Here is a 26,870-nt window from a genome sequence, read left to right on the forward strand (position 1 = left end):
CCGCACTCCGTCACAAGGAGAGCGAGACATGGCCGACATCAATTCCCCAGTAGAAATCGGCGTTACCACCGGACCGATCCGTGGCAGCCGCAAGGTCTACGTTGGGGCACGCACCGGTTCTGGCGTGCGGGTTGCCATGCGCGAGATTGACCTTGAAGGCGGCGAGCCTTCGGTCCGCGTCTATGACACCTCCGGCCCCTACACCGATCCCGATGCTCGCATCGACATCAATGCTGGCCTCCCCGGCCTGCGCTCTGACTGGATTCGTTCGCGCGGCGATGTCGAGGAATACGACGCGCGCGAGGTAAAGCCGGAAGACAACGGTCAGCTCGGCCCGGACCGTTCAGGCGGTGTTCCGCAGTTCCCCAATACCGTGAAGCGTCCCTTGCGAGCCAAGGCAGGCCACAATGTTACGCAAATCCACTACGCCCGCAAAGGCATCATCACACCCGAAATGGAGTACGTGGCCGAGCGCGAGAACCTTGGCCGCGAAATCGCCGCTGACCATGTGCGCGATGGCGAAAGCTGGGGCGCAGAAATCCCCGATGTCATCACCCCGGAATTGGTGCGCAGCGAAGTCGCCCGTGGCCGCGCGATCATTCCCAACAATATCAACCACCCCGAAAGCGAACCGATGGCAATCGGGCGCAATTTCCTCGTCAAGATCAACGCCAATATCGGCAATTCCGCGGTCGCCTCGGACGTCGCGCAGGAAGTCGACAAGATGGTCTGGGCGACCCGCTGGGGCGCGGACACGATCATGGACCTCTCGACAGGGCGCAACATCCACGACACGCGCGAATGGATCATCCGCAATTCCGCCGTGCCGGTCGGCACCGTGCCGATCTACCAGGCGCTCGAAAAGGTCGGCGGGGTCGCCGAAGACCTCACCTGGGAGATATTCCGCGACACTCTGATCGAGCAGGCCGAGCAGGGCGTCGACTACTTCACCATCCATGCCGGCGTGCGCCTGCCCTTCGTGCCGATGGCAGCGAAGCGCGTCACCGGCATCGTCAGCCGCGGCGGCAGCATCATGGCGAAATGGTGCCTCGCGCATCACAAGGAAAGCTTCCTCTACGAGCACTTCAACGAAATCTCCGAGATCTGCGCCGCCTACGACATCGCCTATTCGCTGGGCGACGGCCTGCGCCCTGGCTCGATCGCCGACGCCAATGACGAAGCGCAATTCGCAGAGCTCTACACGCTGGGCGAGCTCACCAAGCGCGCCTGGGCGCAAGACGTGCAGGTGATGATCGAAGGGCCGGGCCACGTGCCCATGCACAAGATCAAGGAGAACATGGAAAAGCAGCTGGAGGCGTGCGGCGAAGCTCCGTTCTACACATTGGGGCCGCTCGTCACCGATATCGCGCCGGGCTACGACCACATCACCAGCGGCATCGGGGCTGCCCAGATCGGCTGGTACGGCACCGCGATGCTCTGCTACGTCACGCCCAAGGAGCACCTCGGCCTGCCCGACCGCGACGACGTGAAAGTGGGCGTGGTGACCTACAAGCTCGCCGCCCACGCCGCCGACCTCGCCAAGGGGCACCCGGCCGCCAAGGTGCGCGACGATGCGCTCTCGAAAGCGCGCTTCGAGTTCCGCTGGCGCGACCAGTTCAACCTGAGCCTCGACCCCGACACGGCGGAGCAATATCACGACCAAACGCTTCCCGCAGAAGGCGCCAAGACCGCACACTTCTGCAGCATGTGTGGCCCGAAGTTCTGCTCGATGAAAATCAGCCAGGAAGTGCGCGAGTTTGCGGCGAAGCAGAATTCGGACAGCTACCTTGCGACCGAAGACCTGAAGGGCGAAAACACCCCGCAAGAGCGCGCCGAGAACGAGGCGGGCATGGAAGAGATGAGCCGGGTGTACAAGGCAAAGGGCGAGAAGCTCTACCTGCCCGAGGACGAAGCACAGTGATGCGCCGCATCGCACATGCAAGCCTCGCCGCCACAACGCTGATCGCAGCCGGATGGAGCATATCAGCCAGCGCGCAGGACGGCCCGGAGTTTCTGCCTCTCGAAGGCCGGACACTGCCCTTTTCCCAAGCAGTGCAAGTGGGCGACACGCTTTATCTTGCCGGGCAGATCGGTTTGGCGCGCGGCGACAGCGAGGGCGAAGCCAACGGCATCGAAGCCGAAACGCGGCGCGCGATGGACCGGATCGGCGAAACGCTCGCAAAGTACGATCTCACCCATGACGCACTGTTCAAATGCACCGTGTGGCTCGCGGATATCGATGACTTCTCCGCCTTCAACGCGGTGTACCGGACGTACTTCAAGGAGGGGCGCTTCCCGACGCGATCCACCATGGCGGTGAAGGCGCTCGCAGGGGGCGCGGCGATCGAGGTTGAATGCATCGCGTGGAACCCGCAAGACTGATCGGGAAGGGCAGCACGCCCCGTCAATCGCAAGAGGAGACGACACTATGAAGACGTTCGCACATGCAATCGCTGCGGCAACGCTGCTTGCAGGATTGACGACGTCGGCGATGGCGCAGGACGAGGCAGCGCCAGAAGCCACACCTGCACCCGCGCCCGCACCGGCCCCCTTTGAGACGATCATGCCCGAGGATCCGGAGGCGCGCGCGTTCCTTGAACAGTTCGGCTTCTCGCAAGCCGCGATCCACGGCGACACCGTGTATCTCTCCGGCGTGATACTCGGCCCGCCGCCCGAGGGGCTGACCCGCGAAGAGGCCTATACGCGCAGCCTGGAAGCAATCGGCGAAACCCTGAAACGCGCCGGATCGAGCTGGGACGATGTGGTCGACATCACGACCTATCACGTCGATATCGAGCAATCGCTGCCCGCGCTCGCAGCCGCCAAAAACCGCTTCGTGAAAGCCCCCTTTCCCGCCTGGACCGCAATCGACATCGACCGGCTGTTCACACCGGATGGGGAGCTGGAGATCAAGGTGACGGCACGGGTGAGCGGATTTGTTGAAGCAGCGCGCGCCGAATAGACCCTTAAGCGCCGAGAAGGTCGGCTGATGATATTGAATCCGCCTCGATCTGGGTAAGCCAGAAACTGTGTAAACTCGCCGTAAATCAGAAATCGGGGAGGGACCTCGTGGACGATGATTTGAAAGGCGAAAAAGGTCTATCAAAAACGCAGAGGCCAAAGCGGATGCGAAGGAACCATAGAATAAATAATATTCAAATAATTAAATCATAGATTGATCCATATTCTTGAAAACCAACTTTGTAACCTCTCATAATCTAGGAGATTCTTAAATTTCGTGTACTTGAATTCGGCAACTAATCACCCATATAAATTAAGCTACCAGTCGAGATCGACGGTCATGGGGTGCCTTGAAGTTTCCCTTTTCCTTCTTTTCCGCCTCCTAGCGTCGTGCATAAACGATCGCTTCCGACCGATTGCGCGCAAAAGAAGGATGCCATTATCATGGCCTACTCCGGTACGATCAAATCATACAATGCAGCCAAAGGGGCTGGCACAATCACGCCCCAGAAGGGTGACACCGCCCTGCCGTTCAACAAGTCCGACCTGCAGAACCAGGCACAGGAACCCCGCGAAGGTCAGCCCTACAGCTACGAAACGCGTGAGGTGAATGGCGGCAATGTTCATGCGACCAGCATGCATCCAAAGCAGAACCATGCACCGCAGGGCCAGAAGGCTCAGGCACGCCAACAGCAAGGCTAGGCCAGTCAACATGTCGGGGCGCGCTTTTAAAGAGCGGCTCCGGCATGGCTGGCCTGTTGGCTTTCATTGACCACCCACGGAGCATCGAATGACAATCAAGGAATTGCTGCGCGCACGCAGGCTTGCGTCTGTCAGGGCGCGAAAAGCCGACACCCCAAAAAGGCGCGAGATTGAATTTGACCTTATCTCAGCAATCGCAAAGAAGCTTCGCCGGATCCGTAAACGCGATGACGCGTCAGGTGCCGGTGAGCCGGCAACAAAAGCCGAAGCAGAAAGATTCAAACTGTCATGACCCAGTCTAACGATAATGCTCCGGCCAAGCACACTGCGGTTCCCGACGAGAACGGAGCGGGTTCTCACGACGCCTACGGTAACGCTCTTCCCGATGGGATTACCTGCCGCATCGTCCGCGAATACATCGTCGGCCCGTATCGCTACACCGATCTTTCACAGGCTATTGCCGAACGTGACCGACAGAGAATGGTCAATGAGGAATAGCGCAACTGGTATCTCTTAGTTTGCCTCGCCCCTGTTTTACCTGTATAGAACACCGCAGCTACCAGTCGCGATTGACGGCCTACGGCGCTCAACCAGCGCTTCCTTCCTTCCATTACGCCTCTTAGCCTGCGCATCCGCGCCGCTTTTGGCGTGCGAGCGCACCACGGAAGGATAACCGCCATGGATCTCAATGAGCTACTCTATCAGCATCAGCGGGCCGTAATGAACGAGCGTCAGAGCACCGATCGCGCGGATCGCGAAACCTATTTCGACCTTGTCGATTATTATGCGAAGCGCATTCGCGAATCTCGCCGCGAAGGCGGTGTCGTCGATCATCGCTGGGCAATACGCTCTGGCCATTAAACCGTGCGCGAGCGAGAACTGGCCATCAATACAATGGCCGTTACAGTACCCGCAGTTGCGGCGAGCTTCTAAGCGTTTCGAAAGCTGCACGCCCGCCTTTACACGCTATCCGGAAATTCGAACTCTACTCGGATGGAGCCCTGACGAGCGCCCCCCGCCATTTGGACAAATAATGCATTACAGTCGCGCCTAAAAGCATTCCGGCGAGAGCGCCCATGAGAGGTGACCCGACCTATGTCATAGCTTGGCGAAGAGCTGGCTCGACTGCGAAAGCGCCTCGTCTGCTGAAATGAAATATGCTCAAATGGAGCACAGGCGGGCAGACTGCGCCGGGCGCTAACGCTTCGCCTTCCTAATCCCCGGACGCGCCCAGAAATGTCGAGAGCATATCCCACTGCGCCAGCACCGCTTCGCGGCCGCGCTGGATGTTCTGCTCGATCAGGTCGGGTTCGAAATCCAGCGTGTCGTAGAGGTTGCTTTCGGGCTCGATCACCTTGATCGGGACCAGCCGGAAACGGTTCACCAGATCGTCGAACCGGCGCATCACCGCGTCGATGGTCGCGGCATCGAGGCCGGTCTGCATTAGGTCCATACGCTGGCGATCGCGCATCAGGATCAGCGCGTTGATTAGATCGACGTTCTTGATGTCGTTTTGCGAAACCTCGCGCGAAAGCAGGTCGACCGAACGCAGGGCGATCTCCAGCAGGTTGTCGTATTTCTTGGCTTCGTCCGGGGCGGGCCGGGCGCTGGCACGCACGACGAGGATTGCGCGCGGGCGCTCGGCAAGGCCGGCATCGAGCGGCGTCACATCGCGCACGCCGCCATCGACCCATTGCTCCCTCACGCCCAGCGCGCTGCGTGTCTCCAGCGGAGGGAAAAAGAACGGCATGGCAGAGCTGGCATAGACCCAGTTGGCGATCCCGTCCGCGTTCTCGCCGACGATGCGCAGCTCGCCATTGGTCAGGTTGACCACCGCGAGGCGCAGGTTCTTGCCGGTCGCGCGGATCGCCGCATCGTCGATGAACTGGTCGAGCAGGCTGCGCAGCGGCCCGGTCGAATAGATCGAATCCTTGCCGGTGATCGCGGCGAGCAATGTGCCGCCCCGCTTGCGGTAAATGCTGCTTTCGCTGGTGAGTCCGCGCCAGAAGTCGATCAGCCGCCCGATATCGTCCTGCGCGACCGCCGCTGCCTGGATCGCCCCGGTCGAGGTGCCGACCGCGGTTTCGAAATCGACGCCCTTTTCGCGGATTAGCGCGTCGAGCACGCCGACCTGAAACGCGCCCTTGGCCCCGCCGCCGCTCAACACCACCGCCAAACCGCCTGCCATGTGCTCTCTCCTGCAATGAAGGAGCGATCATACCATGTTTGCGCTGGGAGGTCGGTTAATCGGGCGCGGGCTTTCCTACATCGGGGGTTTGAGGGTATTTCGCCGGGTGTGCGGGCGGTGTTTGAGGCGCGGAGATTTTGCCCTCTGGACCGTGTAACATGCGGTCCATGTCTCGGGTAAGCGCTTGAAAACGCTGAAAGTGCGGGTCTGGACGAAGGGAGGGTGAACTAGGCGCGTGGGAGCGGGGATTAGGTGTTCGGGCGAACCCGTGCTAGATCGACTTTGCCGACGTCGGAATTTGCGACGGACTTCGAAATTTGACTACTCGCCTAACGCCCTTGCCACCGCGCATCAGGCCCGGCGACACCAGACGACGACTTCCTTTCCCTGAACGATTTGACGCACGACCCCATCTGCAATCTTGCAGCCGGGCTTCTACGTTCTTTGAAAGGAACACATGATGGCCAAGACTGGCACAGTAAAATTCTTCAACACCGACAAGGGTTACGGCTTCATCCAGCCCGACGACGGCTCAGCCGACAGCTTCGTCCACATCACGGCCGTTCAGGCCGCGGGGATGCATTCGCTGGACAAGGATCAGCGCGTGAACTTCGAAGTCGAGCAGGGCCGCAACGGCAAGGAAAGCGCCGTCAACTTGTCGGCTGCCGACTGAGCATATCGGCGGGGCGCGGCGGATAGCTGCCGCGCCCCGCCATTCGACCGACCGCCCCTTCACTCCAGCAGGAGCCATTCATGGCCCAGACTTACGAATTCTATCGCGACCGCGCCGATGAGGCCGCGGCGAAAGCGAAAGAAGCAAAACTCGAAAACGTGCGCGAGCGGGAGCTGCGTTCGGAAAAGACCTGGCGCGCTCTTGCCAACCAGGCGCAGGCCGTTGCTCGCGATCGGGCCAAGGCCGAGGAAGAACGCGCGGCGAAGCGTGCGGCAGAGGCCCTGGAGCAGCAATAGGCACTCCACATCGGGCATTCACTTCCCATATGATACTTCAGACGATGCACTCGTCGGAGAGATCATGAGAAGAGGAGCACCCCCGATGCAATTCCAGTTCAATTCAGACAGTTCCGTCATGGGAACGGCCAATGTTGCGGAGCGGATCGAGAACCAGGTCCGCCAGCGGCTTGCGCGGTTCGAGGACCGTCTGACGCGGCTCGAAGTTCACGTCTCGGACGAGAATGCGCGGAAGGGCGGCGACGATGACAAGCATTGCACAATCGAAGCGCGTCCGCGCGGCGGTAAGCCTATCGGTGTCACCGGAAAAGCGGCAGACGTGGACAGCGCCGCGCGTAAAGCTGCGACAACCCTTGCTCAGCGGCTCGAGCGCCACTTCGGCAAAGGCGAAAAGCACAAACACGATTCGCGCCCGGAAAAGGCGATAGACGGCTAGGCCGCACAGTCTCTCCAGCACCGAGGCGGTGGGAGCGAAGTTGCTCCGCCGCCTTAGTCACCATCGCAAGCGAGCAGTCAGTCGCTCGTTTCCATCGCGGCTAATTGGCGCTCGGCGCCAGCAATTCCGGTCCCGGTAATTCCGGTCTCTGCCAGCACGCTGTCGATCTTCTTCTTCACTCCGAAAAAGCCCGCCTTGGCAAAGGGCCATGTCGCGCGGTCCAGCTCTCCGATCAGTTGGATGGCGGTGCCTGCTTCGATCATCGAAGCCAGTTCGGGCATCAAGGCATCTTTTGTCCAACCGACCGGCAGGAACGGCAGTACGACGCGGTCGACATCCTCTTCGTCCAAAATATCTGCGAGATTGTCGCCCGGGCTCCACGTTCGAACCTTGCAATCAAAGGCGCTTGCTGCCGCCTCCGCTCCGCTCTGCACCGCGCCACGAGCGAATTCGCGTGCCCGCTCCCCGATTTGCCCGGGCGATCTCGCTTCGGGCCGAGCGGCGCTTATGACCAACGCAGGCGGTGCAGGCAGATCGAGCGGCACATGACTGGCGCCTTCGTCATGGAGCAGTAGCGCATATGGATCTTTGAACTGCTCGTTCTCTACAGCGTTCGGCAAGTGCAACTCCTGGCGCCGGTGATCGGCCTCTTCATCCAGTGCCGGCGCTTCGCTCGCGAGCCCTTCGGCTTCCAGCGGGCCGTCCGGCTGATTGGCGGTGTAGCGCGCAATGTTGCCCTGCCGCGCCAGGTAGGTTTTGCCCTTCGTGTGCAGCCCGGCCACCCATCGCCAGCTGAGCGTATTCGAAGCTGCGTCAGCGTCCATCAGATGACGCAGGAAGAAGTCCGCGCCAAGCGTCCAGTCGAGTTTGAGCGTGAAGATCCAGATGCTCGCAAACCACATGCGTGCATGGTTGTGCAGATAGCCCGTTTCCGTCAGTTCGCGTGCCCAATGGTCGAACGCGGCGATGCCTGTTCTTCCCTCGATAGCCTCGGTGTACCCTGTGCTGAGCCCGGCATTGCCATCCATCTTGGCATAGGCCGCCACACGATCTTCGCCAAAGGCCTGCCATATAGTCGGGCGCTGTTCGAGGTAGCCTTTGAAATAGATGCGCCAGAACACCTCGGAGATGAATTTCTCCGCTGCGCGCGGGCTGTGGTGCGCAAGCACTGTATCGAGCACTTCCGCCTCGTTGATCAGGCCGGCATGCAGCCACGGAGAAAGCTGCGAGACATTGCGCCGCGCAGCCTCGCCTTCATGGCCGTCGTCGTAATTGCGGCTGTTCGCATAGGCTTTTCCGGCGCGCGGGACGAATTCGAGAAGACGCGACAGAGCGGCGGCACGGGTTGGTTCAAAATGCATGATGAGACAACCTGACGAGGCGATGCAGGTTCCGAGGAACGGAAAGTGCCAGCCGGTCGCCGCGTTACATAATTACGCGGTACGGACATAAATTTCGGAACATCCGAGCGAGGTGACCGTTCGTATATGCAACAGGGCCGAGCATCCACTCGCAGCCCGGCAAACGAAAAACCTCCAAAGATTCAAGGATAAACCATGAAAACGCTTAAACTGACGATCGCATCTTCTATCGCTCTCGCGCTTGCAGCGTGCGGCGCCGAAGCTGACACCGGCGATACGGTGACCGCCGATGACACGGCCGTGACTGCCGAGGCAACCGCACCGGGCACCATCGTCGAAGTCGCGCAGGGTGACGAAACATTCTCGACCCTCGTAAGCGCGGTGACTGCCGCCGAACTGGGTGAAACGCTTTCAGGCGAAGGCCCCTTCACGGTATTCGCGCCGACCAACGATGCGTTTGCAAAAATTCCGGAAGAGACGCTGACCGAACTTACCACTAACGACACCGAAACGCTGGGTGAGATTCTCAAGTATCACGTCGTCGAAGGCTCAGTCGATGCGGCCACACTGACCGCAGCAATCGAAGAAGCCGGTGATGAAGGCTACACCATCAACACCGTAGGCGGTGGTACGTTGACCGCAAACGTCACCGACGGTGCTGTCGTCCTGACCGACGCAGCAGGCGGCACGTCAACGGTAACGGCGACCGATGTCGAAGCGTCGAACGGTCTCGTTCACGTGATCGATACGGTCCTGATGCCGCAGTAATTACTGATCGAATACACTTTGCGAAGGCGGGTCCGTGGGGCCCGCCTTTTGCGTTTCGGGGCGCCTCACACTAACCCGGCTACAGAACAGAGGATGGGTGAGCAGTGAAATCGATAATCAAGCCACTACACATCGCCTTATGCGGGCTGTCGGCGCTTGCAGGCTGTTCGGCGGAGCAGGATATCGATCCGGATGGCCAGATCTTCACGAGCATAGCCAGCGAAACCGAAATCACGCTGCTGGGCACAGAGCCTTTCTGGGGCATCGAAGTGTCGCCGCACGGCGGCACGCACCTCGCCCGGTACACCTCGCCAGAGAATTCTGAAGGCACGATATTCGAGGTTGAACGCTTTGCCGGGAACAATGGGCTGGGCTTTTCCGGCAATATGAATGGCCGGTTGGTTCAGATCGCGATAACGCCAGGCGCGTGCAGCGACGGCATGAGCGACCGGACCTATCCCTACACCGCGACAGTGGCCTTCGGCGATGCAACCTTGTTCGGGTGCGGATATACAGGCGACGAGCCATTCGAGGGCGAAGCAACGCCCTGATCACCGGTTCACACTGAGGATAATCCCGCTTTTCCCACCGCGAACGGGCGATCCTCACTTTTGGCGATTGAGATTCTCTGCCGGGGTGCGATAGCCATCAGCGATCCCCTGCGATCGGACCTGCTCCGATCAACGAAGATAAATGGGGGAGAGGGGAAATACCATGACACAGACCGGCGGATGCCTTTGCGGCAAGGTGCGCTACTCATTGAATGCCGACCCGGTGATGTGCGTGATCTGCCATTGCAAGAACTGCCAGCGCCAAGCCGGAAGCGCGCTTTCCATCATCGTGGGGGTGCAGGAGGCGGACCTCGACATCCATGGCGAGGTGAAGACTTACAATGATAAGGGCGATAGCGGAGCCACTGTGCGACGACAGTTCTGCGATACTTGCGGTTCACCCGTATTCACCCGGCTCGAAACCACCGATGGGCTCATGTTCATCAAAGCGGGCACCCTGGATGACACTTCCAACCTCGAACCGAAAATTCAATGCTACACCAAAAGTAAGCAGCAATGGCTTGATCTAGATAGCATTCCTGGTTTCGAGACGGTTCCCGAAGGGCTCTAGCAGACGCAAATCCGCCGAATTCTTGGAACGGAGCCCCTACTCTTCCGTTGAGAGGGAAACACAAGACACAGACTGCTTCCGCTGCGCCAACCCCCTTTAGCCAGCGACGCGAGCAGCAGGAAAGCAGGTAAAAGTGAATACAGATGACGAACGCGGTCCGTCGCGTGCGGACCAGGCGTCCATGCGCTTTGACGATGCGCCTGAACGGTTTCGGGCCGGTAATACGAGCGATCAATTCTCTGGCGCATCGGGCGTCCTGTTCGAGCAGGCGATGGCTCAGACGCGGATGGCGATATGCCTGTGCGACCCCCACGCCGAAGATATGCCGATCGTTTTCGCGAACCGAGCGTTTCGCAGGCTGACCGGCTATTCCGAAGACGAAATTGTCGGGCGCAATTGTCGTTTCCTGCAAGGGCCGGAAACCGATCAGGAATCGGTAGCGCGGATTCGCAAGGCTCTCGAAACCGAAGACGTCGTCGTCGTCGAAGTCCTCAATTACCGCAAGAATGGCACCACTTTCTGGAACGCCTTGCATTTGGGTCCGATCTACAACGACAAGGGCGAGCTGGTATACTTCTTCGGCAGCCAGTGGGACGTGTCCGATGTGCGCGCATCGCGCGCGGAGGAGCAGCATGCCAAGGAAATGGCGCGCGAGCTTTCGCACCGCATGAAGAATATGTTCGCCGTGATCTCCGGGATCGTCAATGTGACCGGGCGCGTTCGCGGGATCCAAAGTGAGGCTGCGGAAATCAACGCCCGAATTCAGGCACTGGGCCGCGCCTACGAAACCACTCTTGATGAAGCGTCGAGTGGCAGCATTGCTATCGGCGAGGCAATCCGGGCGGTGCTATCGCCCTACGATCAAGACGGGCAGAGGCTGGACCTGCGCGGCAACGGTGTCAGCATGCCGTTTACGACCATCTCCGTGATTGGGCTTGTTCTGCACGAGCTGGCCGCGAACAGCACGAAATACGGCGCATGGGCTGCCGAAGGCGGAAAGGTCGAGGTCAAGTGGGGCCTGTCGGATGATGGCGAGAGTCTCGTCATCGACTGGATCGAGACAGGCGGGCCGAGGGTTGACCCATCAGCGATTGAAGACGGGACCGGCACCGCAATTGTCGACCGGTTGCTTTCGACCGGAAGAGGTTCGATCAACCGCACCTGGAATGAAAGCGGCCTCAACGCTGTCGTGACCTTCCCGGCAGGAGCAAACTGATGCCGCGGCCTTGCACCTTGCTCGTTCTGGAAGACGAACCGCTCATCATGATGGATCTGCAATTCAGCGGAGAGGACCAGGACTGTACGATGCTGTGCGCGGCTTCGTGCGGCGAAGCGCTGCAACTTATCGACAAGGCCGATACGATCGATGCAGCCATTCTCGACGTATCGCTTGGCGCGGGGAAGACGTGTCTTCCCGTTGCACGCAAGCTTGAGAATCTTTCGATCCCCTACATTCTGCATTCCGGCGATCTGGACCGCCATGATGAGACCATCCGTACCCTCGATGCGAAACTCGTTGCCAAGCCATTCCCGGCGGAGAAGGTAATCGCTGCTGCGATAGCGTGTGCGGTCAACGACGATTGCTGAGCGCTGCACTCGCTTCGCGAATTAGAACAGCCCGGGAATTTCGTGTTGTGCCGCACTCGGACTGACGGGCTGGAGGATTTCCCGGCCGCCGACGCTTTGTACCGTCAGTCCGGTCGTTCCCGAGATCGGAGTGCAGGTTCGCCCACCCAAGAAATCGAGCGCAGCTGCGATCGATGCTTCCGAAGGATCGCCGAGCTGGACAGTGATATCGTCGTTCGCGCGGCAGGTGGTCGCGAAGAACGGTGCGAGCCCATCGAAATATTCGCCTTCGCCAACGGCATTGTCCGTCTTGAAGGTCACGATCCGAAACCGCAGGTCGCAGCTTTCGACATCGAACCCGCTTTGGCCCACGGGCTTGCCTGAGGTGTTCGTTCCCACCAGTGCGATATCGCTGTCCGCGAAATAGGGCCGCATCGAATTGGCAATGAGCTCACTCGCCGATGCAGAACTGCGCGTCGTTATGAACACCAGTTTTGCCGGCGCAAGTGCGTTGCTCGTGCTCTCGAAAAGGGTGGTGCGATTGCGATCCGATTTGCTTTCCCGCCAAACGGTCTGGCTGAACACATTACCCACCTCATCGCGGCCCAGGAGATTGCCCAAGGCTTCTGCAACCCGAACGAGCCCGCCGCCATTGTACCGCAGATCAATGATCACCTCGTCGATACCCTGCGATCCGAACTGACTGAAGGCGGTGCTGAGCTGCTCGGTTGCATCATCGACGATGAAAGTGCGCAGATTGATATATCCGACCAGCTTCCCGCCATCGCTCAAGGTGAGTGCGCCATACCTGTCGGAAAGCGGATCGAGCGAAAACTCAGTCTTCGTAATGTTCGCCTCGACGATAGCCCCATCCACCTGCGCAAAACGGAGCACCCGCGCGGTCCCGGCGGTTGTCGGGCCAAGTGCGTCGACCACCGCTTGCGGACCTCCGGAAGCCATCAGAGACGATACGGTTTCCAGATTGGCCGATGAGGTGCCGATCGCGAGGATTTCCGTTCCCCGGTCCATTCCTGCGCCGAATCCGGAGCCGTTCTCGTACGCTTCGACAAGAAACACGCGGTTGTTGACCGTATCGTAGCTTAACCGGATGCCGAACCCGGCGGTCGATCCGGATTCGATCAGCGCGTCTTCTTCCGATGCGACGGTCACGAAATTGAAGAAGTCATCCTTCCCTGCTTCTCTCGCTGGTTCGGTCAACGCGTTGATGTAGCCTTGCGTCGTGGTGAAGTCGGCAGGGTCGACATTCTGAGCGATCAGATCGGGAAAGAGATACCACTCGTCTATGATGTCGAATGCGACTTGCTGCTGTTCGCTGATCGAACATCCGGTCTGCACAGGCGGCGGAGTAGGGGTTGGTGTCGGAGCCGGACTATTGCTGGTCGTTGATGTGCTGGACCCGCCGCCACCGCCACACGCTGCAAGCGCAAGCGCCAGGGTTGCGGAAAGCGCGCTACGACCGATCTGCATGGGGATGCGACTCCGAAAACAAAGAAAATCCAGGAATTGGGCTATAAGAAGAGGCAATTAACATGCAGTGACGGGCCCGCTTCGGCAAGCTAGGCGCGGCCTTACCTTCTCATTACCCCCGTATTTCGTCCCATTTCTCGGGGTTTTCCGCAGAAACCGGGGCAAATCGGGGGCGCGCACCTCGTTTCCTGCCCCCGATGAGACTAACTATCAAAATATGGAACGACAGAATCATGCCTGACATTCCCGACTGGCTCACCGCCAAACTGCCGCCAGCAGCGCGTCATCCAGGGCTTGCCATTGCCGAGCTAGGCGATGCGCGTTCACTTGGGCGCGGCGGATTTGCGCTGACAAGCCCCGCGTTCGATGCCGGTGAAGAACTGGACCCGTGCTTTACTGCGAAGGAAGAGGACGCGGTTGCACCGCCATTGGAGTGGAGCGCGCCGCCTCCCGGATCGCAGGAGCTTGTCCTCATCGTGGAAGACGCGACGAGCGACGGCGATAGGCCGCAGTGCCACTGGCTCGTCTGGGGGCTTGCCGGGCAGCGCGGCAAGCTACTTGAGGGCGAGGTCCCGCCGCGCAGCGGTAAAAACGCGCACGGCAACTCCGAATGGCTGCTTCCCGACCCACCTGTCGGCGAGAAGCGGCAATATGTGTTCCAGCTGTTCGCAACCGATCTTCCGCTTACCCTGATGCCTGGCGCAAGCCGCGAGGACCTTGTCGCCTCGATCAAGGGGAGCATCACTGCCTGCGCAGTTCTGACCGCACCGTTCACCGGCGTTGAAGCCGATGTTGGAATGGCGTGGGACGAAAACGAAACCGACTAATCCGCCATCTTAAAAGGGAGAAATACCATGGCTGGCAAGACCAACGCACTGCAGAAACCGGTGCAACTTTCAGGTCAACTCGAGAACGTAATCGGCAAAGGCCCGATGACGCGCGCTCAGGTTACTTCGAAAGTCTGGGAATACATCAAGGCCAACGGCCTGCAGGATTCCAAGGACAAGCGTCAGATCAACCCTGACGACAAACTGGGCGCGGTGATCGGCAAAGAGCAGATCTCCATGTTCAAGATGACTGCTGCGGTGTCCAAGCATCTCAGCTAAGGCGCACGCCTTACACCTTACGGGAGGAGCTAGCGGCGCGCGATGCGATACGGCCCGCGCCGCTGCTCTTTTCGTTCACCTTTCCACGAAATGACAACCTCATCGGCGGCGATCAGGGTATCGACCGCGCGATGCACATCGTCCATATGCTGACGCCAATCCGGGTTTGCACCGGCCAGCTTTCGCGCCGCTTCGCTGGGGCAGATTGTCCGGCCCGCCGCGCGCTCCTCCAGTAATGATCTGATCGCGTTTTCAGCCGCCGTCATGGTTGAACAGCTTTGCGTCCAATCACTTCGCCGGTCCAAAGGGCCAGCCAGATCAACAGTGGCTGCGCGATCATGCGCGGGATATGATAAATTAGACCAAGCCCGCCATCTTCGCTCGCCATGTCCATCGCAAAGTGATGGATGTTCGCAGGCCAGACGCACAGCGCGTAGAGCGCCAGACCAATCCCCGCCGCCTGGCGCAGCTTAAGCGAGAAAGGCTGGAGCAGACCGATGGCTCCGGCAATCTCGGCGATGCCGGTCCACCAGATCACCGCGTCCGGATAGGGCACCCATGGCGGCGTAATCGCAAGGAACGGCTCCGGCTGGGCAAGATGCGCGTAGCCCGCATAGCCATAGAATATGCCAAGAAGGACGCGCAGTGCGGTCTTTATCATCGGCCCGGTGCCCAATTTGCGGGTGCAAGTTCGAAACCGGCAAAGTCGAAACCGGGCACGACCACGCAGGAAACGAGCGTGTATCCGGCAGCGTTTTCAGCAGGTGACGCCGGGCGGGCGGCCTGCCATGCGTCCGTCGGTACGACGCATTGCAGTAAGTGCCCTTGGCGTGGAGCCGGCCCAAGGAAGGCGCTGCGCACCGGGCCGCTATCCGTCTCGGCAATCATCAGCTCAAGCGGGTCGCCGCCCTGCCAGATCCAGAGTTCGTCTGCGTCTACGCGGTGCCAGTGGGAGCTTTCGTCAGATTTCAGAAGGAAGAGAATAGCGGTCCCGCGCGCTCGCCCCGATGCTTCCGGCGCGGCCCTGTAAGTTTCGCGGTACCAGCCTCCCTCCGGATGCGGCGCAAGCTGCAATTGTTCGATCAGTTGGTCCGCGCTATCAGTCGCGATCATGTAATGCCCCTTTTGTTGCGGGCAGTTACCGGGAGTTCCACCGAATATGCAATATCGCGCTATTTCCCCGTTCAATCTGTCTCTCGCTGCCCTTGCGATGGTGCTTGCGAGCCCTGCATCATCGCAAAGCGTCGCAGAAGATGTTGCTCCTGCGGTGGAGACCGATCCCGCAGTGGTGACCGCCCGGGCCGCGCTCGAAGCGGCACCGGTTTTCGATGGGCATAACGACGTCCCCATTCAGCTTCGCGCGCGTTTCGACAATCAGATCAACAACCTCGATTTTACCGACACGACGGGAACCGGCTCGACCCATCCAGAGGGCAGGGTGATGCACACCGACCTGACCCGCCTCGCCGAGGGGAAAGTGGGTGCGCAATATTGGTCCGTCTACGTGCCGGTCAGCCTGAGCGAACCGGAAGCGGTACAGATGACGATGGAACAGATCGACGTGATGAAGCGGTTGATCGCGCGCTATCCGGGTACTCTCGCCTATGCTGAAACGGCCGATCAGGTCGAAAGCGCGATGGCCGATGGGAGGATAGCATCGCTGCTTGGCATGGAAGGCGGCCATTCGATCGGATCTAGCTTGGCCGTGCTGCGCCAGATGTACGCTCTGGGGGCGCGCTACATGACCATTACTCACTCTGCCAACACCCCGTGGGCAGACAGCGCCACCGATGAGCCCGAACATGGCGGTCTCAGCGATTTCGGCATGGACGTGATCCGCGAAATGAACCGCATCGGCATGTTGGTGGACCTTAGCCATGTCAGCGAAGAAGCGATGATGGACGCGCTGAACGTCGCCGAAGCGCCGGTGATCTTCAGCCATTCCGGCGCGCGCGCAGTCAACGGCCATGCCCGTAATGTGCCTGATAGCGTGCTCGCAAGGTTGCCTGAGAATGGCGGGATCGTGATGGTGGTCGGCCTGCCCGGTTTCCTCAACGACGAGCGCCGCCAGTGGTATGCTGAGCGGCAGGCGGAAGAGGCGCGGCAGAATTCGCTATATCTGGGCCAGCCAGACGTTGTGGAGGCGGCTATGGCGGAATGGGATGCGGAGAATCCTGAGCCGCAGACGATGATCAGCCACATGGCCGACCACATCGATCATATCAAACAGGTCGCCGGGGTCGAGTATATCGGCATCGGTGCGGACTATGATGGTATGCCGACCGGTCCGGTGGGCATGGAAGACGTCTCTGGCTATCCGGCGCTGTTCGCTGAGCTTGCCAGGCGCGGATACTCGCAGGTGGAATTGGAACTTATCTCGAGCCGCAATGCGATCCGGGTGCTGCGAGAGGCGGAACGCTATTCGGCGCGGGTCGCGGATCGGGCTCCGATCGAGAGCCTTCTGCCGAGCGAAGAGTAAAGCTGGCCAGAGAAGAGTGCGCATGGGGCGAGGGCCCCAGCGCGCGCTTCGTCAGCTGTTTCAGTCTTCGTCGACACTTTCGGGCAGGTCTTCGCGCGAGGTGGAAGCCATTTCTTCCAGCTCCTCCTCGCTCATGCTTTCATACATCCCGATAGAGGCGCCTTGCAGGTCGGACTTGTCGGTTTCGCCGCGCTTGGCGGACAGGGCCGCACCAGCAGCCTGCTGCTGCGCCTTGCTCTTGGCTTCGGGCATCAGTCCTGCGCCTCAAGCTCGCTGCCGCGCTTAAGCACTTCGTCGCCGTCTTCCTGTTTGATCAGGTATGCGGGATTGTCCTCGTCACCGTCCTTGGTCACTTCGGTGCCTTGCAGCGTGCGGGTGACCTCGCGCTCGAACCGCTCGGTGATCTGGCCCTTGCCTTCGCCGTTGCCCCAGTTCCATTTGACGTACTGGTTGGTCTGGAAGCTGTTGGAATTGCTCATTTTTGGTCTCCTGATTGGTTTCGGGAGATCAATGAGCGGAACGGCAATCGGGTTCCGGGATGCGCCCCGTCAGTTGGCAGAGCCTGTAAGCGCCGGAATAATCCAGATCACGCTCATCGCAATGATCGCAAGCAACAGACTTATGCCGAGGACATAGCGCATGACACCGGTTGTGTGCGCCCCGCGTGCATCATCGTCTTCGATGTGGATTTCTTTGTCGTCTTCGTATGCCATGTGAACTCCGTTTGAAACACTATAGCCGAGCGCGCGCCGGGCCGAAAGCCCGGTCGCGGGAAGGCTGAAAAATCAATCGCGAAGCAGGTCGTTGATCCCCGTTTTCGATCGCGTTTGCGCGTCGACCGTTTTCACGATGACCGCGCAATAGAGAGACGGACCGGGCGATCCATCGGGCAGCGGCTTTCCGGGCAGTGTACCCGGGACGACGACCGCGTATGGCGGCACCTCACCCATATGAATCTCGCCGGTCGCCCGGTCGATGATCTTGGTGGATGCACCAAGGTAAACTCCCATCGAAAGCACTGCCCCTTCGCCAACGCGGACGCCTTCTGCGACTTCGCTGCGCGCGCCGATAAAGGCGCCGTCACCGATGATGACGGGTTCGGCCTGCAAAGGTTCCAGCACGCCGCCGATCCCTGCGCCGCCGGATAGATGCACATTCTTGCCGATCTGCGCGCACGAACCGACCGTCGCCCAGGTATCGACCATCGTGCCTTCGCCGACATAGGCACCGATATTCACGAAGCTCGGCATTAGGACAGCGCCCTTACCGATAAAGCTGCCGCGCCGAACGACCGCGCCCGGCACCACGCGGAAGCCAGCTTCACGAAAGCGGTTGTCGCCCCATCCTGCGAACTTGGTCGGCACTTTGTCAAAAGCCGGATCGCCTGCAGACCCACCTTCGACCACGCGGTTGTCTTTCAGCCGGAAAGAGAGAAGCACAGCTTTCTTGAGCCACTGATTGACCCGCCAACCCCCATTCCCATCGGGTTCCGCCACGCGCGCTTCACCGCTGTCGAGCATCGCCAAGGCCTCTGCGACAGGATGACGAACCTCGCTGCCCGGTGTTACGTCGCCGCGGTTTTCCCAGGCGGTTTCGATGTCAGCGATGAGTGTTTCGGTCATGGTACCTCTGGCAGGCGAAGGGTTTGCAGTTTGAAGCGCTGCTAGCTGCACAACGTGAATGCCACAAGGTGAGAAGCAAATTCACCGGTCAGCGCCGCGCGTGTTGCGATCATTAACTTTTCCGGCGTATGCTCAGGAAACTAGGGGAATTCTATAAGAGGTCGCATTTATGCAGAACCCCCTGAACGCGTCTGTCGCCCGGAAGCCCGAGCCTCCTCTGCGGATCACAAAGGTCTGTGCTGGCAAATTGGTGGCATCCGCTGCGCTTTGCGTTTTGCTCAGCGCCTGCGGAGGCGGAGGTCCTTCATCCAGCACGCCTATCGCTTCGCTTCCTCCGCCACCGCCGCCTCCTCCTCCCGCATCTCCGCCGCCTCCACCACCGCCGGTCAGTTTCGACACGGCCGAGGTAAGACGGTCAGACGGACCCGTGTTTCATGGTGCGGACACCGCTTGGCGGGAGGGCGCAACTGGAGACGGCGAAATCATCGCCGTGATCGATACCGGCATAGACAGCGACAGTCCGGAATTTGCTGGGCGGATCGATCCCCGGTCCGTCGACGTCGTGGCAAATCGCGGGATCAACCCGCTTGATGATCACGGCACGAATGTCGCGCTGGTTGCAGCAGCCGCACTCAACAACACCGGCGTGGTCGGAACAGCATTCGATGCCGATATCCTCGCCGTGCGCGCTGACGAACCCGGATCGTGCGGCACCGACACGCCCGACGATCCGACCTTGGGATGCAACTTCAGAAACACCGACATTGCAGCGGGTATCAATCTCGCGGTCGATGCCGGGGCCACCGTCGTGAACCTGAGCCTAGGCGGCGGTCCGGCCTCTCAAGATATCTTGGACGCTGTCGCCCGTGCTGCCAATGCCGGGGTTGTCGTCGTAGTTGCAGCTGGGAACGGCGGAGATGGGAGCAATCCGTCGATCGACCCGGACCAGCCCGATCCCTTCGCATCGGGTATCCAGCAGGCAGGCGGCGGCAATGTCATCATTGTCGGCTCGGTCGACGATCAGGGTGAGATTTCCGATTTCAGCAACCGCGCGGGCCACTTCTCATCCTCTTTCATTGCCGCTCTTGGTGAGCGGATTTGCTGCGTTTACGAAGACGGACAAATCTTCGTCGAGACAATCGACGGGGAGCAGTTCGTCACGCTTTTTTCAGGCACCAGCTTCGCCGCTCCGCAGGTTGCGGGTGCCGTTGCAATCCTGGCGCAGGCCTTCCCCAATCTGACCGGTTCCGAGATAGTCGAGATCCTTCTGGAAACAGCGCGCGATGCCGGCGAAGCCGGTCTGGACAGCGTTTTTGGCAGCGGGATTCTCGACATTGCCGCAGCGTTCGAGCCGTCTGGGACCACGACCGTTGCGGGATCGACCAATATCCTGGCGCCGGGTGAGAGCTTCGCGCTCGGGTCGCCAGCGATGGGAGATGCACTGACGTTTGTTTCGATCGATACGGTTGTACTCGATCGCTATCAGCGGGCCTACGACGCCGAACTCGGGCATGACGCGGCGAACGCGGCGCAGGTCCAACGTCTGCGCCGCGCGGTCGAAACTGGCGGCATTTCGCGCTCTGCTGGCGGTGAGGGACTGTCCTTTGCAGTCACCATTGCCGAAGGAGAGCGTGGCGGCGGGCTCGGCTGGTCGAGCGAGCTGCAGCTTACACCGGAAGAAGCGCAAGGCGCACGGATGCTCGCCGCAAGCGTGGCCGCGCGGATCGCTCCTGACATGCAGCTGGGGTTCGGCATTACCCAAAGCGCGCGAGGCCTGGTCGGGCAATTGCAGGGGCAAAGCAGACCCGCATTTGCAATCGCGCCGCGCGCCGGAGCGGATACCGGGTTTCTCGCCAGCAGCGACGTTTCCTTTGCGGCGCGGCGCGAGATTGGTGCCTGGGGTCTGACCTTCGCGGCAGAAAGCGGGCGAGCGTGGCTGGGGGACAACCGCCGCTCGACCGATGTCGTCTACGGCGTGCGCGAAAGGCGGCGGACCAACAGTTTCAGCCTCGCCGCAGACCGCGCGTTCGGTACGACCGAAACCGCTATCGGGCTGACATGGCTATCCGAGAACGATACTTTGCTCGGAGGGCACTTCAACTCCGTATTGGGTCTGCAGGGCGCGGACACTCTCTATCTGGATGCCGACATCGCTCAGCGTCTGGGGCGCAATTGGCGCGCAGGGGCGGCGTTCAGGCGAGGGGTCACGCAGCCGCGCGGCGGCGCCTTGATCGGTGCCGGATCGCGGATCGATACCGATGCGTGGTCGATAGACCTCGTTCGGCTGAGCACGCTTGCAGCTGGCGACACCCTTGGCATCAGAGTGAGCCAGCCTTTGCGCGTCAGTGGCGGGGGGCTCAATCTCGACCTGCCTGTCGCCTACGATTACGCCAGCGAGACGCCGATCATTGGTCGCCAGACGCTCTTACTCTCGCCGGAAGGTCGAGAGATCATGGGCGAGCTCACCTGGGGCGGGCCGCTGCTGTTCGGCTATGCGAGGGCAAGCGCATTCTACCGCCGCGAGCCGGGGCATTTCGCGGCCGCTCCCGACGATATGGGCGCGCTCGTAACCTTCAGCGCATCGTTCTGACGGTCAATCGGGCATACCTGCCGCGCGGGCGAATTCCGCAGCCCGGGCGACGAGTGGCGCCACGCGGTCGCTCATCGCCTTAGCGTGGGCAGAGGAGGCCGTGCCGTCGATCACGCGCTTCTTGATACCCTGCATGATCCCGGCGAGCCGGAACAGGTTGTACGCGAAGTACCAATCCATCGGCGGCACAGGATATCCGGTGCGCTCGACATAGCGCTCCACTGCTTCCTCCACCGACGGTATCCCCAGCGCCTCCAGATCGAGCCCGAGCAGCCCGGCTCGCCCATCGGCAGGCTGAAACCAGTTCAGCATCAGATAGCTGAAATCGGCAATCGGATCGCCCAGCGTCGATAGCTCCCAATCGAGCACCGCGATGATCCGGTTTTCGTCATGCGCGAAGATCACGTTGTCGAGCCGGTAGTCGCCGTGGACCACGCTGCTCTCATGCTGCGGCGGGATCGTCTCGGGCAGCCATTCGATCAGGCGCTCCATCTCCGGCATGTGCTCGGTTTCGGAGAGCTTGTACTGCTTCGACCAGCGGCTGATCTGGCGCGCGCAGTAATCGGTTGGTTTGCCATAATCGCCAAGACCGATTTCGTCCGGCTTGTTGAGGTGAAGGTCGGCCATCGTGTCGATCAGCGCGTTGTATAGCTCGCGCCGCTCGGCAGGAGAGCTGTCCGGCAGCGCGCCATTCCAGAGCGAGCGGCCATCGGCCATGCTCATAACGAAGAACTTGGACCCGAGGACCTCGGGGTCTTCGCACAGGCCGTAGGTGCGCGGGACCGGGAAGCCGGTCGGATGCAGCCCGGTCATCGCCTTGTATTCGCGGTCGACCGCGTGCGCGCTCGGCAGCAGCTTGCCGAACGGCTGACGGCGCAGCACGTAGTTCGCGCTAGGCGTCTCGATTTTGTAGGTCGGATTCGACTGGCCACCCTTGAACTTGGTGTAGCTGATCGGTCCTTCGAAGCCCTCGACATTGGCCTCGAACCATTCGGTCAGCCTGGCGAGGTCAAGCTTGTCCTTCTCCGACACCTCGACCGTGCCCACCATCTCCTTGTCGAAATCGATGTCGGTCATGCTGCGTTTTCCCATATTGGCAGGGCACGCGATGGACCACGCAACCGTACCCTTTGTGAAATTCCAAAATCCACCGAAACCCCAGCATTTTTGCGGTTTACGCGCCGAAGGTCCTGTTGGATGTGTAAGCTTTCATTTTTCATCGATTATTGGCCTTTGGCGTTCGCTTGAGTTGCGGCTGCATTATCGCACGCCATCAATGTAGGACAGACCGGAGGCGAAGGTCAGTCGAACATCACGACGCTGCGGGCATGGTGTCCTTCACGCATCTTGTCGAACCCTGCATTGACGTCTTCCAGACCGATCCGCTCAGCGATGATTGTGTCGAGATCCAGCAGGCCGCGCAGGTAGAAATCGACAAGACGCGGAAGATCGACCGGGAAATGGTTCATCCCCATAATCGCGCCCATGAGTTTCTTGCCGCTAAGCAGATCCATCGCGTTGAGGCCGACTTTGCAATCCAGAGGCATCATGCCGAGGATAACGGCGGTGCCCCCACGCTTGAGCGCAGCCACTGCAAGATCGGCCGAAGCCTGACGGCCCACAGCTTCGATCCCCCAATCGACGCCGCCGCCCGACATTTCCATGATCTGCTGGACAGCATCGCCTGCGGTTGCATCAACCGTGTGGGTCGCGCCCAGAACCTTTGCCAGTTCGCGCTTTTCGGGCAGCGGATCGGCGGCGATGACTTTACCCGCACCGGCAATCTTCGCTGCATTGATCGTCGCAAGCCCCACTCCGCCGCAGCCGACGACCAGCACGGTTTCACCCGGCGTCACCTTGCACGCGTTGAAGATGGTGCCCGCGCCGGTCGTAACCGCACAGCCGATCACGGCGGCCCGGTCGAGCGGCATGTCCTTGTCGATCGCGACACAGGCGTTTTCGTGGATGAGCATCTGATCGGACAGCGCCGACAGGTTGAGCATCTGGTTGACCGGCTCGCCGCCATTCCTGGTCATGCGGGAAGCATCGTCCTTGCCGCGGCGGGTTGCCGCGCCAAGGCACAATGCCATGCGCCCGGTGACACAGAACTCGCACGTTCCGCAAAACGCGCTGAGACAGGAGACTACGTGGTCGCCGGGCTTCACTGTCTTCACTTCGGAGCCGACCGCGCGCACGACCCCCGAAGCCTCATGCCCCGGAATGCAGGGGAGTGGGTGCGGATAATGCCCGTCGATGAAATGCAGGTCGGAATGGCAAAGGCCGCAGGCCTTGGTGTCGATCAGGACTTCGTGCGGCATCGGCTCGGCGACGTCGATATCGCCGATCACAAGTCCCTCGCCCGGTTTTTCAAGGATTGCTGCTCTTGCCAAATTCTCTCTCCCCTTAATTCCCCTCCCGCAGGCGGGAGGGGAGATCGGCCTTAGCGCGTGGCGCCCATATCGCCCGAGCTGAACCCGCCAGTATCGTTGGCCGCGCGTCCGCTGTCACCGCGCAGTGCGTTTGCGGTCGGACCCGCTTCTGGCACATGCTTGCCGAACTCCATGCGGGCGATCGAGCGTGCGTGAACTTCGTCCGGACCATCGGCGAGGCGCAGCGTGCGCTGGTGGGCGTAGGCATTGGCGAGCCCGTAATCGTTCGACACGCCGCCGCCGCCATGCGCCTGGATCGCATCGTCGATGATCTTGAGCGCCATGTTCGGCGCCTGGACCTTGATCATCGCGATTTCCTGTTTCGCCGACTTGTTGCCCACCTTGTCCATCATGTCGGCCGCTTTCAGGCAGAGCAGACGGGTCATGTCGATATCGATGCGGGCACGCGCGACGCGTTCTTCCCAGACCGAATGCTTGTAGATCGGCTTGCCGAACGCTTCGCGCTCCTGAAGTCGCTTGCACATCTTGGCAAGCGCTTCTTCGGCGACGCCAATCGTGCGCATGCAGTGGTGGATACGGCCTGGGCCGAGGCGGCCTTGTGCGATTTCGAAGCCGCGCCCTTCGCCCAGCAGCATATTGGTGGCGGGGACGCGCACGTCCTTCATCTCGACTTCCATGTGGCCGTGCGGCGCATCGTCATAGCCGAAGACGGGGAGGTGGCGGATGATGTTCACACCGGGCGCTTCGATGGGCATCAACACCATCGACTGCTGGGCGTGACGCTTCGCCTCGAAATCGGTCTTGCCCATGACAATCGCGACCTTGCAGCGCGGATCGCCAAGGCCGGATGACCACCATTTGCGCCCGTTGATGACATATTCATCGCCATCGCGTTCGATCCGGGTTTCGATGTTAGTCGCATCGGAGGACGCGGTGTAAGGCTCGGTCATAAGGAAGGCGGAACGGATCTCGCCGTTCATGATGGGTTTGAGCCATTCTTCCTTCTGCTCTCGAGTGCCGTAGCGGTGGAAGACTTCCATGTTGCCGGTGTCGGGCGCGGAGCAATTGAACACTTCCGAAGCCCAGCCGATGCGGCCCATTTCCTCTGCGCACAGCGCGTATTCGAGGTTGGTGAGGCCCGGACCTTCGAATTCGAAGGTGTCATCGACGTGGTGGTGGCTTTCATTGCGCGGCGGCATGAAGAGGTTCCAGATGCCCGCTTCCTTGGCGAGCTTCTTCTTGTCCTCGATGATCTGGATGACTTTCCAGCGATCGCCCTCGGCATCCTGTTCTTTGTAAGTGTCCATATTCGGGCGGACATGCGTTTCGATGAAATCACGCACGCGGTCGCGCCAATAGACCTGGCGTTCGGTGGGTTGAAAATCCATTGGGGGTTTCCTCTCTAGTCCTGAATTGCAATCGAATCTGTTGGGCCAACCGTGGCAGAGCCATCTGGCCGCGCCAAGCTCTCATTTATGGCTGTGGGGTCATGCAGTCTGGCGCGCGGCTAGGGCGGCGACCCGCGCTTCATGGTCCTCGCGCTTGATCGGGAAACGGCCCAGCCAATAGGCAGCAATGGCCATTAAAACAGTGGTGGCGAGCGCGTAGAAAACGATCAGATCGGTGATTGTGCTCGCACGCACTTCGCCGGGGGCGGCGTCTCTAGCGAAATCGATGGCCGATAGCACTTGCCCGGTCAGGAAGATGCCGAGGCCCGTCGCGCATTTCTGGATCAGCCAATTGCCCGAATAGAACGCGCCCTCCGCGCGCCTGCCGGTGCGTTCCAGATAGGCTTCGACGATTTCCGCGATCATCGAGCTTGCGGAAATGAGCACCACGATACCGAGCGTGTTGCCGACGATCAGCAGCGCAAGCAGCATGAGTCCCGACAAAGCCGTGTCGAGCGGCGGCCAGACACCGGCGTAGAGCGCGAGATAAGGGCTGAGCGTGAACAGCGCCGTGCCCAGGGCGGAGATGGCCGCGCTCTTTGGCTTGCCCAGATGCTTGTGCATTGGTCCGACGACAAAGAACATGAGTATAGCCGACACGAACAGCGCGAGCGGATAGAGGCTCAGGGCAGTCACGCCTTCGGGCAGCAGCGGCATCTGCGCGGTGTCCAGCCGCCAGACATAGAGTGTCAGGTAATTGGTCAGCGAGAAGGTGAGACCCTGATTGACATAGGCGGCCAGCCCGCCGGCGGCGAAGATCAGGAAGGCGCGCTCGCGGAAGGCCTCGACGATTTCCGCAAAGCAGGCGCGGATCGTGAACGGCTCTGGCTTGGTCTCGGGCAGATGCGCGACAAGCCGGTGCTGGCCAAGCGCAGACCCCATCACCGACAGGACAATGAGGCTGCCGCCGGTGATCGCCCAGCCGACATAGCCATCGCGGTTCAGTAGTCCGTCCTCGCCCGGCATGAAGACAGTGTAAGCGAGCACCATCATCAAGATCCCGCCGAGCCATCCGGAGATATAGCGGAACCGGAAAAGGGTCGTCCGCTCGTCATAATCGCTCGTGATCTCGGGCAGCAGAGAGATCGAGGGCACTTCGCAGGCCGACAGGAGAATGCGCACCACAACCGCGATCGCCAGCAACCCCCAGAACGTCGGCGCTTCTCCGCCCGGGGGAGACCACATCAGCACCCATGCAAAGGCGAGCGGGATCGGTGCTGCGTAAAGCCACGGCAGGCGCCGGCCCCATTTGGTATACGTGCGGTCGGACAGGTTGCCGAGGATCGGATCGACCACGGCATCGATCAAAAGCGCGCACAGCAGGGCAAGGCTGACGAGCGATGCCTCCATACCGAGCACTTGGCTGTAGAAGAACAGCAGGAAGAACTGGAAGCCGGTATCCTTGACCCCGAACGCGACCGCGCCAAAGCCGTGGATCAGCTTCAGGCGCATCGGCAGCTTGCCTTTCACAAGGCCCATTATCGCTGCCCCTGTGCCGTGTGGCACATGCCGAATCCGATCATGCGATATCTCCCAACTCTTGCCCGCCAGCCTAAGCGCCACGCGCATTGCGTCAACGGAAACCACCTGACGCTACGGCACTGCGGTGCGCCTGGTTGCTCGCAAATCGGTCCTTGCTTGAAACCGGTCAATTACCATAACGTAAGCGTTAAG

General features: G+C 60.6%; 33 protein-coding genes. 19 read left to right on the forward strand and 14 right to left on the reverse strand.

All coding sequences use genetic code 11. The annotated features are described in order from the left end of the window. Positions 1-28: 28 nt before the first annotated feature. The 7 genes from thiC (at position 29) to IB285_RS01325 (ending at position 4,524) form a co-directional block, all read left to right on the forward strand. Positions 29-1,921, forward strand: coding sequence for a phosphomethylpyrimidine synthase ThiC (gene thiC / locus IB285_RS01295; RefSeq protein ID WP_190786467.1), 1,893 nt, complete (start codon positions 29-31; stop codon positions 1,919-1,921). Further along, on the forward strand, positions 1,921-2,382 hold the full coding sequence (locus IB285_RS01300) for a RidA family protein (RefSeq protein WP_190786468.1): 462 nt from the start codon (positions 1,921-1,923) through the stop codon (positions 2,380-2,382). The genes thiC and IB285_RS01300 overlap by 1 nt, the downstream gene beginning before the upstream one ends. 46 nt (positions 2,383-2,428) lie before the next feature. Next, on the forward strand, positions 2,429-2,962 hold the full coding sequence (locus IB285_RS01305; protein WP_190786469.1) for a Rid family hydrolase: 534 nt from the start codon (positions 2,429-2,431) through the stop codon (positions 2,960-2,962). Between the two features lie 443 nt (positions 2,963-3,405). After that, complete coding sequence (locus tag IB285_RS01310) at positions 3,406-3,663, forward strand: cold-shock protein (RefSeq protein ID WP_190786470.1); 258 nt, start codon at positions 3,406-3,408, stop codon at positions 3,661-3,663. 88 nt (positions 3,664-3,751) lie between these two features. After that, positions 3,752-3,955 (forward strand): hypothetical protein, encoded by a 204-nt coding sequence (locus tag IB285_RS01315; protein WP_190786471.1) that lies wholly within the window; start codon positions 3,752-3,754, stop codon positions 3,953-3,955. Continuing rightward, positions 3,952-4,161 (forward strand): hypothetical protein, encoded by a 210-nt coding sequence (locus IB285_RS01320; protein ID WP_190786472.1) that lies wholly within the window; start codon positions 3,952-3,954, stop codon positions 4,159-4,161. Before IB285_RS01315 ends, IB285_RS01320 begins: the two co-directional genes overlap by 4 nt. A 180-nt stretch (positions 4,162-4,341) precedes the next feature. Then, a complete protein-coding gene (locus tag IB285_RS01325) occupies positions 4,342-4,524 on the forward strand; it encodes a hypothetical protein (protein ID WP_190786473.1) in 183 nt (60 codons plus the stop codon). 352 nt (positions 4,525-4,876) lie between these two features. Here IB285_RS01325 and IB285_RS01330 read toward each other — a convergent pair whose 3' ends face one another. Next, a complete protein-coding gene (locus IB285_RS01330; RefSeq protein WP_190786474.1) occupies positions 4,877-5,851 on the reverse strand; it encodes a patatin-like phospholipase family protein in 975 nt (324 codons plus the stop codon). 460 nt (positions 5,852-6,311) lie between these two features. Between IB285_RS01330 and IB285_RS01335 the strand changes: the two genes are divergently transcribed. The 3 genes from IB285_RS01335 (at position 6,312) to IB285_RS01345 (ending at position 7,256) form a co-directional block, all read left to right on the forward strand. Beyond that, a complete protein-coding gene (locus IB285_RS01335) occupies positions 6,312-6,524 on the forward strand; it encodes a cold-shock protein (RefSeq protein ID WP_190788944.1) in 213 nt (70 codons plus the stop codon). An 80-nt stretch (positions 6,525-6,604) separates the two neighbouring features. Next, on the forward strand, positions 6,605-6,820 hold the full coding sequence (locus tag IB285_RS01340) for a hypothetical protein (protein WP_190786475.1): 216 nt from the start codon (positions 6,605-6,607) through the stop codon (positions 6,818-6,820). Positions 6,821-6,905: 85 nt separating this feature from the next. Continuing rightward, positions 6,906-7,256 carry an HPF/RaiA family ribosome-associated protein gene (locus IB285_RS01345; RefSeq protein WP_190786476.1) on the forward strand — a complete coding sequence of 117 codons (351 nt, stop codon included), beginning with the start codon at positions 6,906-6,908 and terminating at the stop codon, positions 7,254-7,256. A gap of 77 nt (positions 7,257-7,333) precedes the next feature. On the opposite strand, the gene IB285_RS01350 is transcribed toward IB285_RS01345, so the two are convergent. After that, entirely contained in the window at positions 7,334-8,617 is a 1,284-nt protein-coding gene (locus IB285_RS01350; protein ID WP_190786477.1) for an FAD-binding domain-containing protein, read from the reverse strand. 195 nt (positions 8,618-8,812) lie between these two features. Between IB285_RS01350 and IB285_RS01355 the strand changes: the two genes are divergently transcribed. From IB285_RS01355 to IB285_RS01375, 5 genes are all read left to right on the forward strand, one after another. Then, complete coding sequence (locus IB285_RS01355; protein ID WP_190786478.1) at positions 8,813-9,385, forward strand: fasciclin domain-containing protein; 573 nt, start codon at positions 8,813-8,815, stop codon at positions 9,383-9,385. Between the two features lie 104 nt (positions 9,386-9,489). After that, positions 9,490-9,936: a COG3650 family protein gene (locus tag IB285_RS01360; protein WP_190786479.1), complete on the forward strand. Its 447-nt coding sequence runs from the start codon at positions 9,490-9,492 to the stop codon at positions 9,934-9,936. Between the two features lie 163 nt (positions 9,937-10,099). Next, positions 10,100-10,507, forward strand: coding sequence for a GFA family protein (locus IB285_RS01365; protein ID WP_190786480.1), 408 nt, complete (start codon positions 10,100-10,102; stop codon positions 10,505-10,507). Positions 10,508-10,640: 133 nt separating this feature from the next. Next, positions 10,641-11,723: a PAS domain-containing protein gene (locus IB285_RS01370; protein WP_328705830.1), complete on the forward strand. Its 1,083-nt coding sequence runs from the start codon at positions 10,641-10,643 to the stop codon at positions 11,721-11,723. Continuing rightward, positions 11,723-12,094: a response regulator gene (locus IB285_RS01375; RefSeq protein WP_190786481.1), complete on the forward strand. Its 372-nt coding sequence runs from the start codon at positions 11,723-11,725 to the stop codon at positions 12,092-12,094. The genes IB285_RS01370 and IB285_RS01375 overlap by 1 nt, the downstream gene beginning before the upstream one ends. A 21-nt stretch (positions 12,095-12,115) precedes the next feature. Here IB285_RS01375 and IB285_RS01380 read toward each other — a convergent pair whose 3' ends face one another. Next, positions 12,116-13,561 carry a S41 family peptidase gene (locus tag IB285_RS01380; RefSeq protein WP_190786482.1) on the reverse strand — a complete coding sequence of 482 codons (1,446 nt, stop codon included), beginning with the start codon at positions 13,559-13,561 and terminating at the stop codon, positions 12,116-12,118. 233 nt (positions 13,562-13,794) lie between these two features. Between IB285_RS01380 and IB285_RS01385 the strand changes: the two genes are divergently transcribed. Both IB285_RS01385 and IB285_RS01390 read left to right on the forward strand, forming a co-directional pair. Beyond that, positions 13,795-14,388 (forward strand): YbhB/YbcL family Raf kinase inhibitor-like protein, encoded by a 594-nt coding sequence (locus tag IB285_RS01385; RefSeq protein ID WP_190786483.1) that lies wholly within the window; start codon positions 13,795-13,797, stop codon positions 14,386-14,388. A gap of 27 nt (positions 14,389-14,415) precedes the next feature. Beyond that, on the forward strand, positions 14,416-14,667 hold the full coding sequence (locus IB285_RS01390) for an SWIB/MDM2 domain-containing protein (RefSeq protein ID WP_190786484.1): 252 nt from the start codon (positions 14,416-14,418) through the stop codon (positions 14,665-14,667). Positions 14,668-14,696: 29 nt separating this feature from the next. Here IB285_RS01390 and IB285_RS01395 read toward each other — a convergent pair whose 3' ends face one another. Genes IB285_RS01395 through IB285_RS01405 form a run of 3 tightly spaced genes read right to left on the reverse strand, consistent with a single transcriptional unit; the run spans position 14,697 to position 15,780 of the window. Then, the gene (locus tag IB285_RS01395; RefSeq protein WP_190786485.1) at positions 14,697-14,933 is read right to left on the reverse strand and encodes a DUF3253 domain-containing protein; all 237 of its coding nucleotides are present in this window, start codon (positions 14,931-14,933) and stop codon (positions 14,697-14,699) included. Further along, positions 14,930-15,328 carry a DoxX family protein gene (locus tag IB285_RS01400; RefSeq protein WP_190786486.1) on the reverse strand — a complete coding sequence of 133 codons (399 nt, stop codon included), beginning with the start codon at positions 15,326-15,328 and terminating at the stop codon, positions 14,930-14,932. Before IB285_RS01400 ends, IB285_RS01395 begins: the two co-directional genes overlap by 4 nt. Further along, entirely contained in the window at positions 15,325-15,780 is a 456-nt protein-coding gene (locus IB285_RS01405) for a cupin domain-containing protein (protein ID WP_190786487.1), read from the reverse strand. Before IB285_RS01405 ends, IB285_RS01400 begins: the two co-directional genes overlap by 4 nt. 46 nt (positions 15,781-15,826) lie before the next feature. Between IB285_RS01405 and IB285_RS01410 the strand changes: the two genes are divergently transcribed. Then, entirely contained in the window at positions 15,827-17,146 is a 1,320-nt protein-coding gene (locus IB285_RS01410) for a dipeptidase (RefSeq protein ID WP_190786488.1), read from the forward strand. A 60-nt stretch (positions 17,147-17,206) separates the two neighbouring features. Here the strand turns inward: IB285_RS01410 and IB285_RS01415 are convergent, their stop codons facing one another. The 4 genes from IB285_RS01415 to dapD form a co-directional block, all read right to left on the reverse strand. Continuing rightward, a complete protein-coding gene (locus tag IB285_RS01415; protein WP_190786489.1) occupies positions 17,207-17,398 on the reverse strand; it encodes a DUF3008 family protein in 192 nt (63 codons plus the stop codon). Beyond that, positions 17,398-17,625 (reverse strand): hypervirulence associated TUDOR domain-containing protein, encoded by a 228-nt coding sequence (locus tag IB285_RS01420; protein WP_190786490.1) that lies wholly within the window; start codon positions 17,623-17,625, stop codon positions 17,398-17,400. The genes IB285_RS01415 and IB285_RS01420 overlap by 1 nt, the downstream gene beginning before the upstream one ends. 69 nt (positions 17,626-17,694) lie before the next feature. Further along, positions 17,695-17,859 (reverse strand): hypothetical protein, encoded by a 165-nt coding sequence (locus tag IB285_RS01425; protein ID WP_190786491.1) that lies wholly within the window; start codon positions 17,857-17,859, stop codon positions 17,695-17,697. 72 nt (positions 17,860-17,931) lie between these two features. Then, complete coding sequence (gene dapD / locus IB285_RS01430; RefSeq protein ID WP_190786492.1) at positions 17,932-18,768, reverse strand: 2,3,4,5-tetrahydropyridine-2,6-dicarboxylate N-succinyltransferase; 837 nt, start codon at positions 18,766-18,768, stop codon at positions 17,932-17,934. Positions 18,769-19,195: 427 nt separating this feature from the next. Between dapD and IB285_RS01435 the strand changes: the two genes are divergently transcribed. Then, positions 19,196-21,358: a S8 family peptidase gene (locus IB285_RS01435; RefSeq protein ID WP_328705831.1), complete on the forward strand. Its 2,163-nt coding sequence runs from the start codon at positions 19,196-19,198 to the stop codon at positions 21,356-21,358. A 3-nt stretch (positions 21,359-21,361) separates the two neighbouring features. Here the strand turns inward: IB285_RS01435 and IB285_RS01440 are convergent, their stop codons facing one another. The 4 genes from IB285_RS01440 to IB285_RS01455 form a co-directional block, all read right to left on the reverse strand. After that, positions 21,362-22,435, reverse strand: a complete 1,074-nt coding sequence (locus IB285_RS01440; RefSeq protein WP_190786494.1) for a phosphotransferase family protein — start codon at positions 22,433-22,435, stop codon at positions 21,362-21,364. A gap of 224 nt (positions 22,436-22,659) precedes the next feature. Further along, the gene (locus IB285_RS01445) at positions 22,660-23,748 is read right to left on the reverse strand and encodes a Zn-dependent alcohol dehydrogenase (protein WP_190786495.1); all 1,089 of its coding nucleotides are present in this window, start codon (positions 23,746-23,748) and stop codon (positions 22,660-22,662) included. 50 nt (positions 23,749-23,798) lie between these two features. Continuing rightward, complete coding sequence (locus IB285_RS01450) at positions 23,799-25,136, reverse strand: acyl-CoA dehydrogenase family protein (protein WP_190786496.1); 1,338 nt, start codon at positions 25,134-25,136, stop codon at positions 23,799-23,801. 99 nt (positions 25,137-25,235) lie between these two features. Next, the gene (locus IB285_RS01455) at positions 25,236-26,675 is read right to left on the reverse strand and encodes an MFS transporter (RefSeq protein ID WP_190786497.1); all 1,440 of its coding nucleotides are present in this window, start codon (positions 26,673-26,675) and stop codon (positions 25,236-25,238) included. Positions 26,676-26,870: the final 195 nt, after the last annotated feature.

The organism is Erythrobacter rubeus (assembly GCF_014705715.1).
Classification (GTDB): Bacteria; Pseudomonadota; Alphaproteobacteria; order Sphingomonadales; family Sphingomonadaceae; genus Erythrobacter; species Erythrobacter rubeus.

Bases quoted from the DNA above. Each gene is read 5' to 3' on its own strand.
- IB285_RS01330 (WP_190786474.1), bottom strand. From the start codon at position 5,851: ATGGCAGGCGGTTTGGCGGTGGTGTTGAGCGGCGGCGGGGCCAAGGGC.
- IB285_RS01385 (WP_190786483.1), top strand. From the start codon at position 13,795: ATGCCTGACATTCCCGACTGGCTCACCGCCAAACTGCCGCCAGCAGCG.
- IB285_RS01415 (WP_190786489.1), bottom strand. From the start codon at position 17,398: ATGCCCGAAGCCAAGAGCAAGGCGCAGCAGCAGGCTGCTGGTGCGGCC.
- IB285_RS01450 (WP_190786496.1), bottom strand. From the start codon at position 25,136: ATGGATTTTCAACCCACCGAACGCCAGGTCTATTGGCGCGACCGCGTG.
- IB285_RS01320 (WP_190786472.1), top strand. From the start codon at position 3,952: ATGACCCAGTCTAACGATAATGCTCCGGCCAAGCACACTGCGGTTCCC.
- IB285_RS01420 (WP_190786490.1), bottom strand. From the start codon at position 17,625: ATGAGCAATTCCAACAGCTTCCAGACCAACCAGTACGTCAAATGGAAC.
- thiC (WP_190786467.1), top strand. From the start codon at position 29: ATGGCCGACATCAATTCCCCAGTAGAAATCGGCGTTACCACCGGACCG.
- IB285_RS01355 (WP_190786478.1), top strand. From the start codon at position 8,813: ATGAAAACGCTTAAACTGACGATCGCATCTTCTATCGCTCTCGCGCTT.
- IB285_RS01310 (WP_190786470.1), top strand. From the start codon at position 3,406: ATGGCCTACTCCGGTACGATCAAATCATACAATGCAGCCAAAGGGGCT.
- IB285_RS01325 (WP_190786473.1), top strand. From the start codon at position 4,342: ATGGATCTCAATGAGCTACTCTATCAGCATCAGCGGGCCGTAATGAAC.
- IB285_RS01345 (WP_190786476.1), top strand. From the start codon at position 6,906: ATGCAATTCCAGTTCAATTCAGACAGTTCCGTCATGGGAACGGCCAAT.
- IB285_RS01300 (WP_190786468.1), top strand. From the start codon at position 1,921: ATGCGCCGCATCGCACATGCAAGCCTCGCCGCCACAACGCTGATCGCA.
- IB285_RS01340 (WP_190786475.1), top strand. From the start codon at position 6,605: ATGGCCCAGACTTACGAATTCTATCGCGACCGCGCCGATGAGGCCGCG.
- IB285_RS01315 (WP_190786471.1), top strand. From the start codon at position 3,752: ATGACAATCAAGGAATTGCTGCGCGCACGCAGGCTTGCGTCTGTCAGG.
- IB285_RS01405 (WP_190786487.1), bottom strand. From the start codon at position 15,780: ATGATCGCGACTGATAGCGCGGACCAACTGATCGAACAATTGCAGCTT.
- IB285_RS01400 (WP_190786486.1), bottom strand. From the start codon at position 15,328: ATGATAAAGACCGCACTGCGCGTCCTTCTTGGCATATTCTATGGCTAT.
- dapD (WP_190786492.1), bottom strand. From the start codon at position 18,768: ATGACCGAAACACTCATCGCTGACATCGAAACCGCCTGGGAAAACCGC.
- IB285_RS01395 (WP_190786485.1), bottom strand. From the start codon at position 14,933: ATGACGGCGGCTGAAAACGCGATCAGATCATTACTGGAGGAGCGCGCG.
- IB285_RS01335 (WP_190788944.1), top strand. From the start codon at position 6,312: ATGGCCAAGACTGGCACAGTAAAATTCTTCAACACCGACAAGGGTTAC.
- IB285_RS01455 (WP_190786497.1), bottom strand. From the start codon at position 26,675: ATGGGCCTTGTGAAAGGCAAGCTGCCGATGCGCCTGAAGCTGATCCAC.
- IB285_RS01305 (WP_190786469.1), top strand. From the start codon at position 2,429: ATGAAGACGTTCGCACATGCAATCGCTGCGGCAACGCTGCTTGCAGGA.
- IB285_RS01365 (WP_190786480.1), top strand. From the start codon at position 10,100: ATGACACAGACCGGCGGATGCCTTTGCGGCAAGGTGCGCTACTCATTG.
- IB285_RS01380 (WP_190786482.1), bottom strand. From the start codon at position 13,561: ATGCAGATCGGTCGTAGCGCGCTTTCCGCAACCCTGGCGCTTGCGCTT.
- IB285_RS01390 (WP_190786484.1), top strand. From the start codon at position 14,416: ATGGCTGGCAAGACCAACGCACTGCAGAAACCGGTGCAACTTTCAGGT.
- IB285_RS01440 (WP_190786494.1), bottom strand. From the start codon at position 22,435: ATGACCGACATCGATTTCGACAAGGAGATGGTGGGCACGGTCGAGGTG.
- IB285_RS01425 (WP_190786491.1), bottom strand. From the start codon at position 17,859: ATGGCATACGAAGACGACAAAGAAATCCACATCGAAGACGATGATGCA.
- IB285_RS01375 (WP_190786481.1), top strand. From the start codon at position 11,723: ATGCCGCGGCCTTGCACCTTGCTCGTTCTGGAAGACGAACCGCTCATC.
- IB285_RS01410 (WP_190786488.1), top strand. From the start codon at position 15,827: ATGCAATATCGCGCTATTTCCCCGTTCAATCTGTCTCTCGCTGCCCTT.
- IB285_RS01350 (WP_190786477.1), bottom strand. From the start codon at position 8,617: ATGCATTTTGAACCAACCCGTGCCGCCGCTCTGTCGCGTCTTCTCGAA.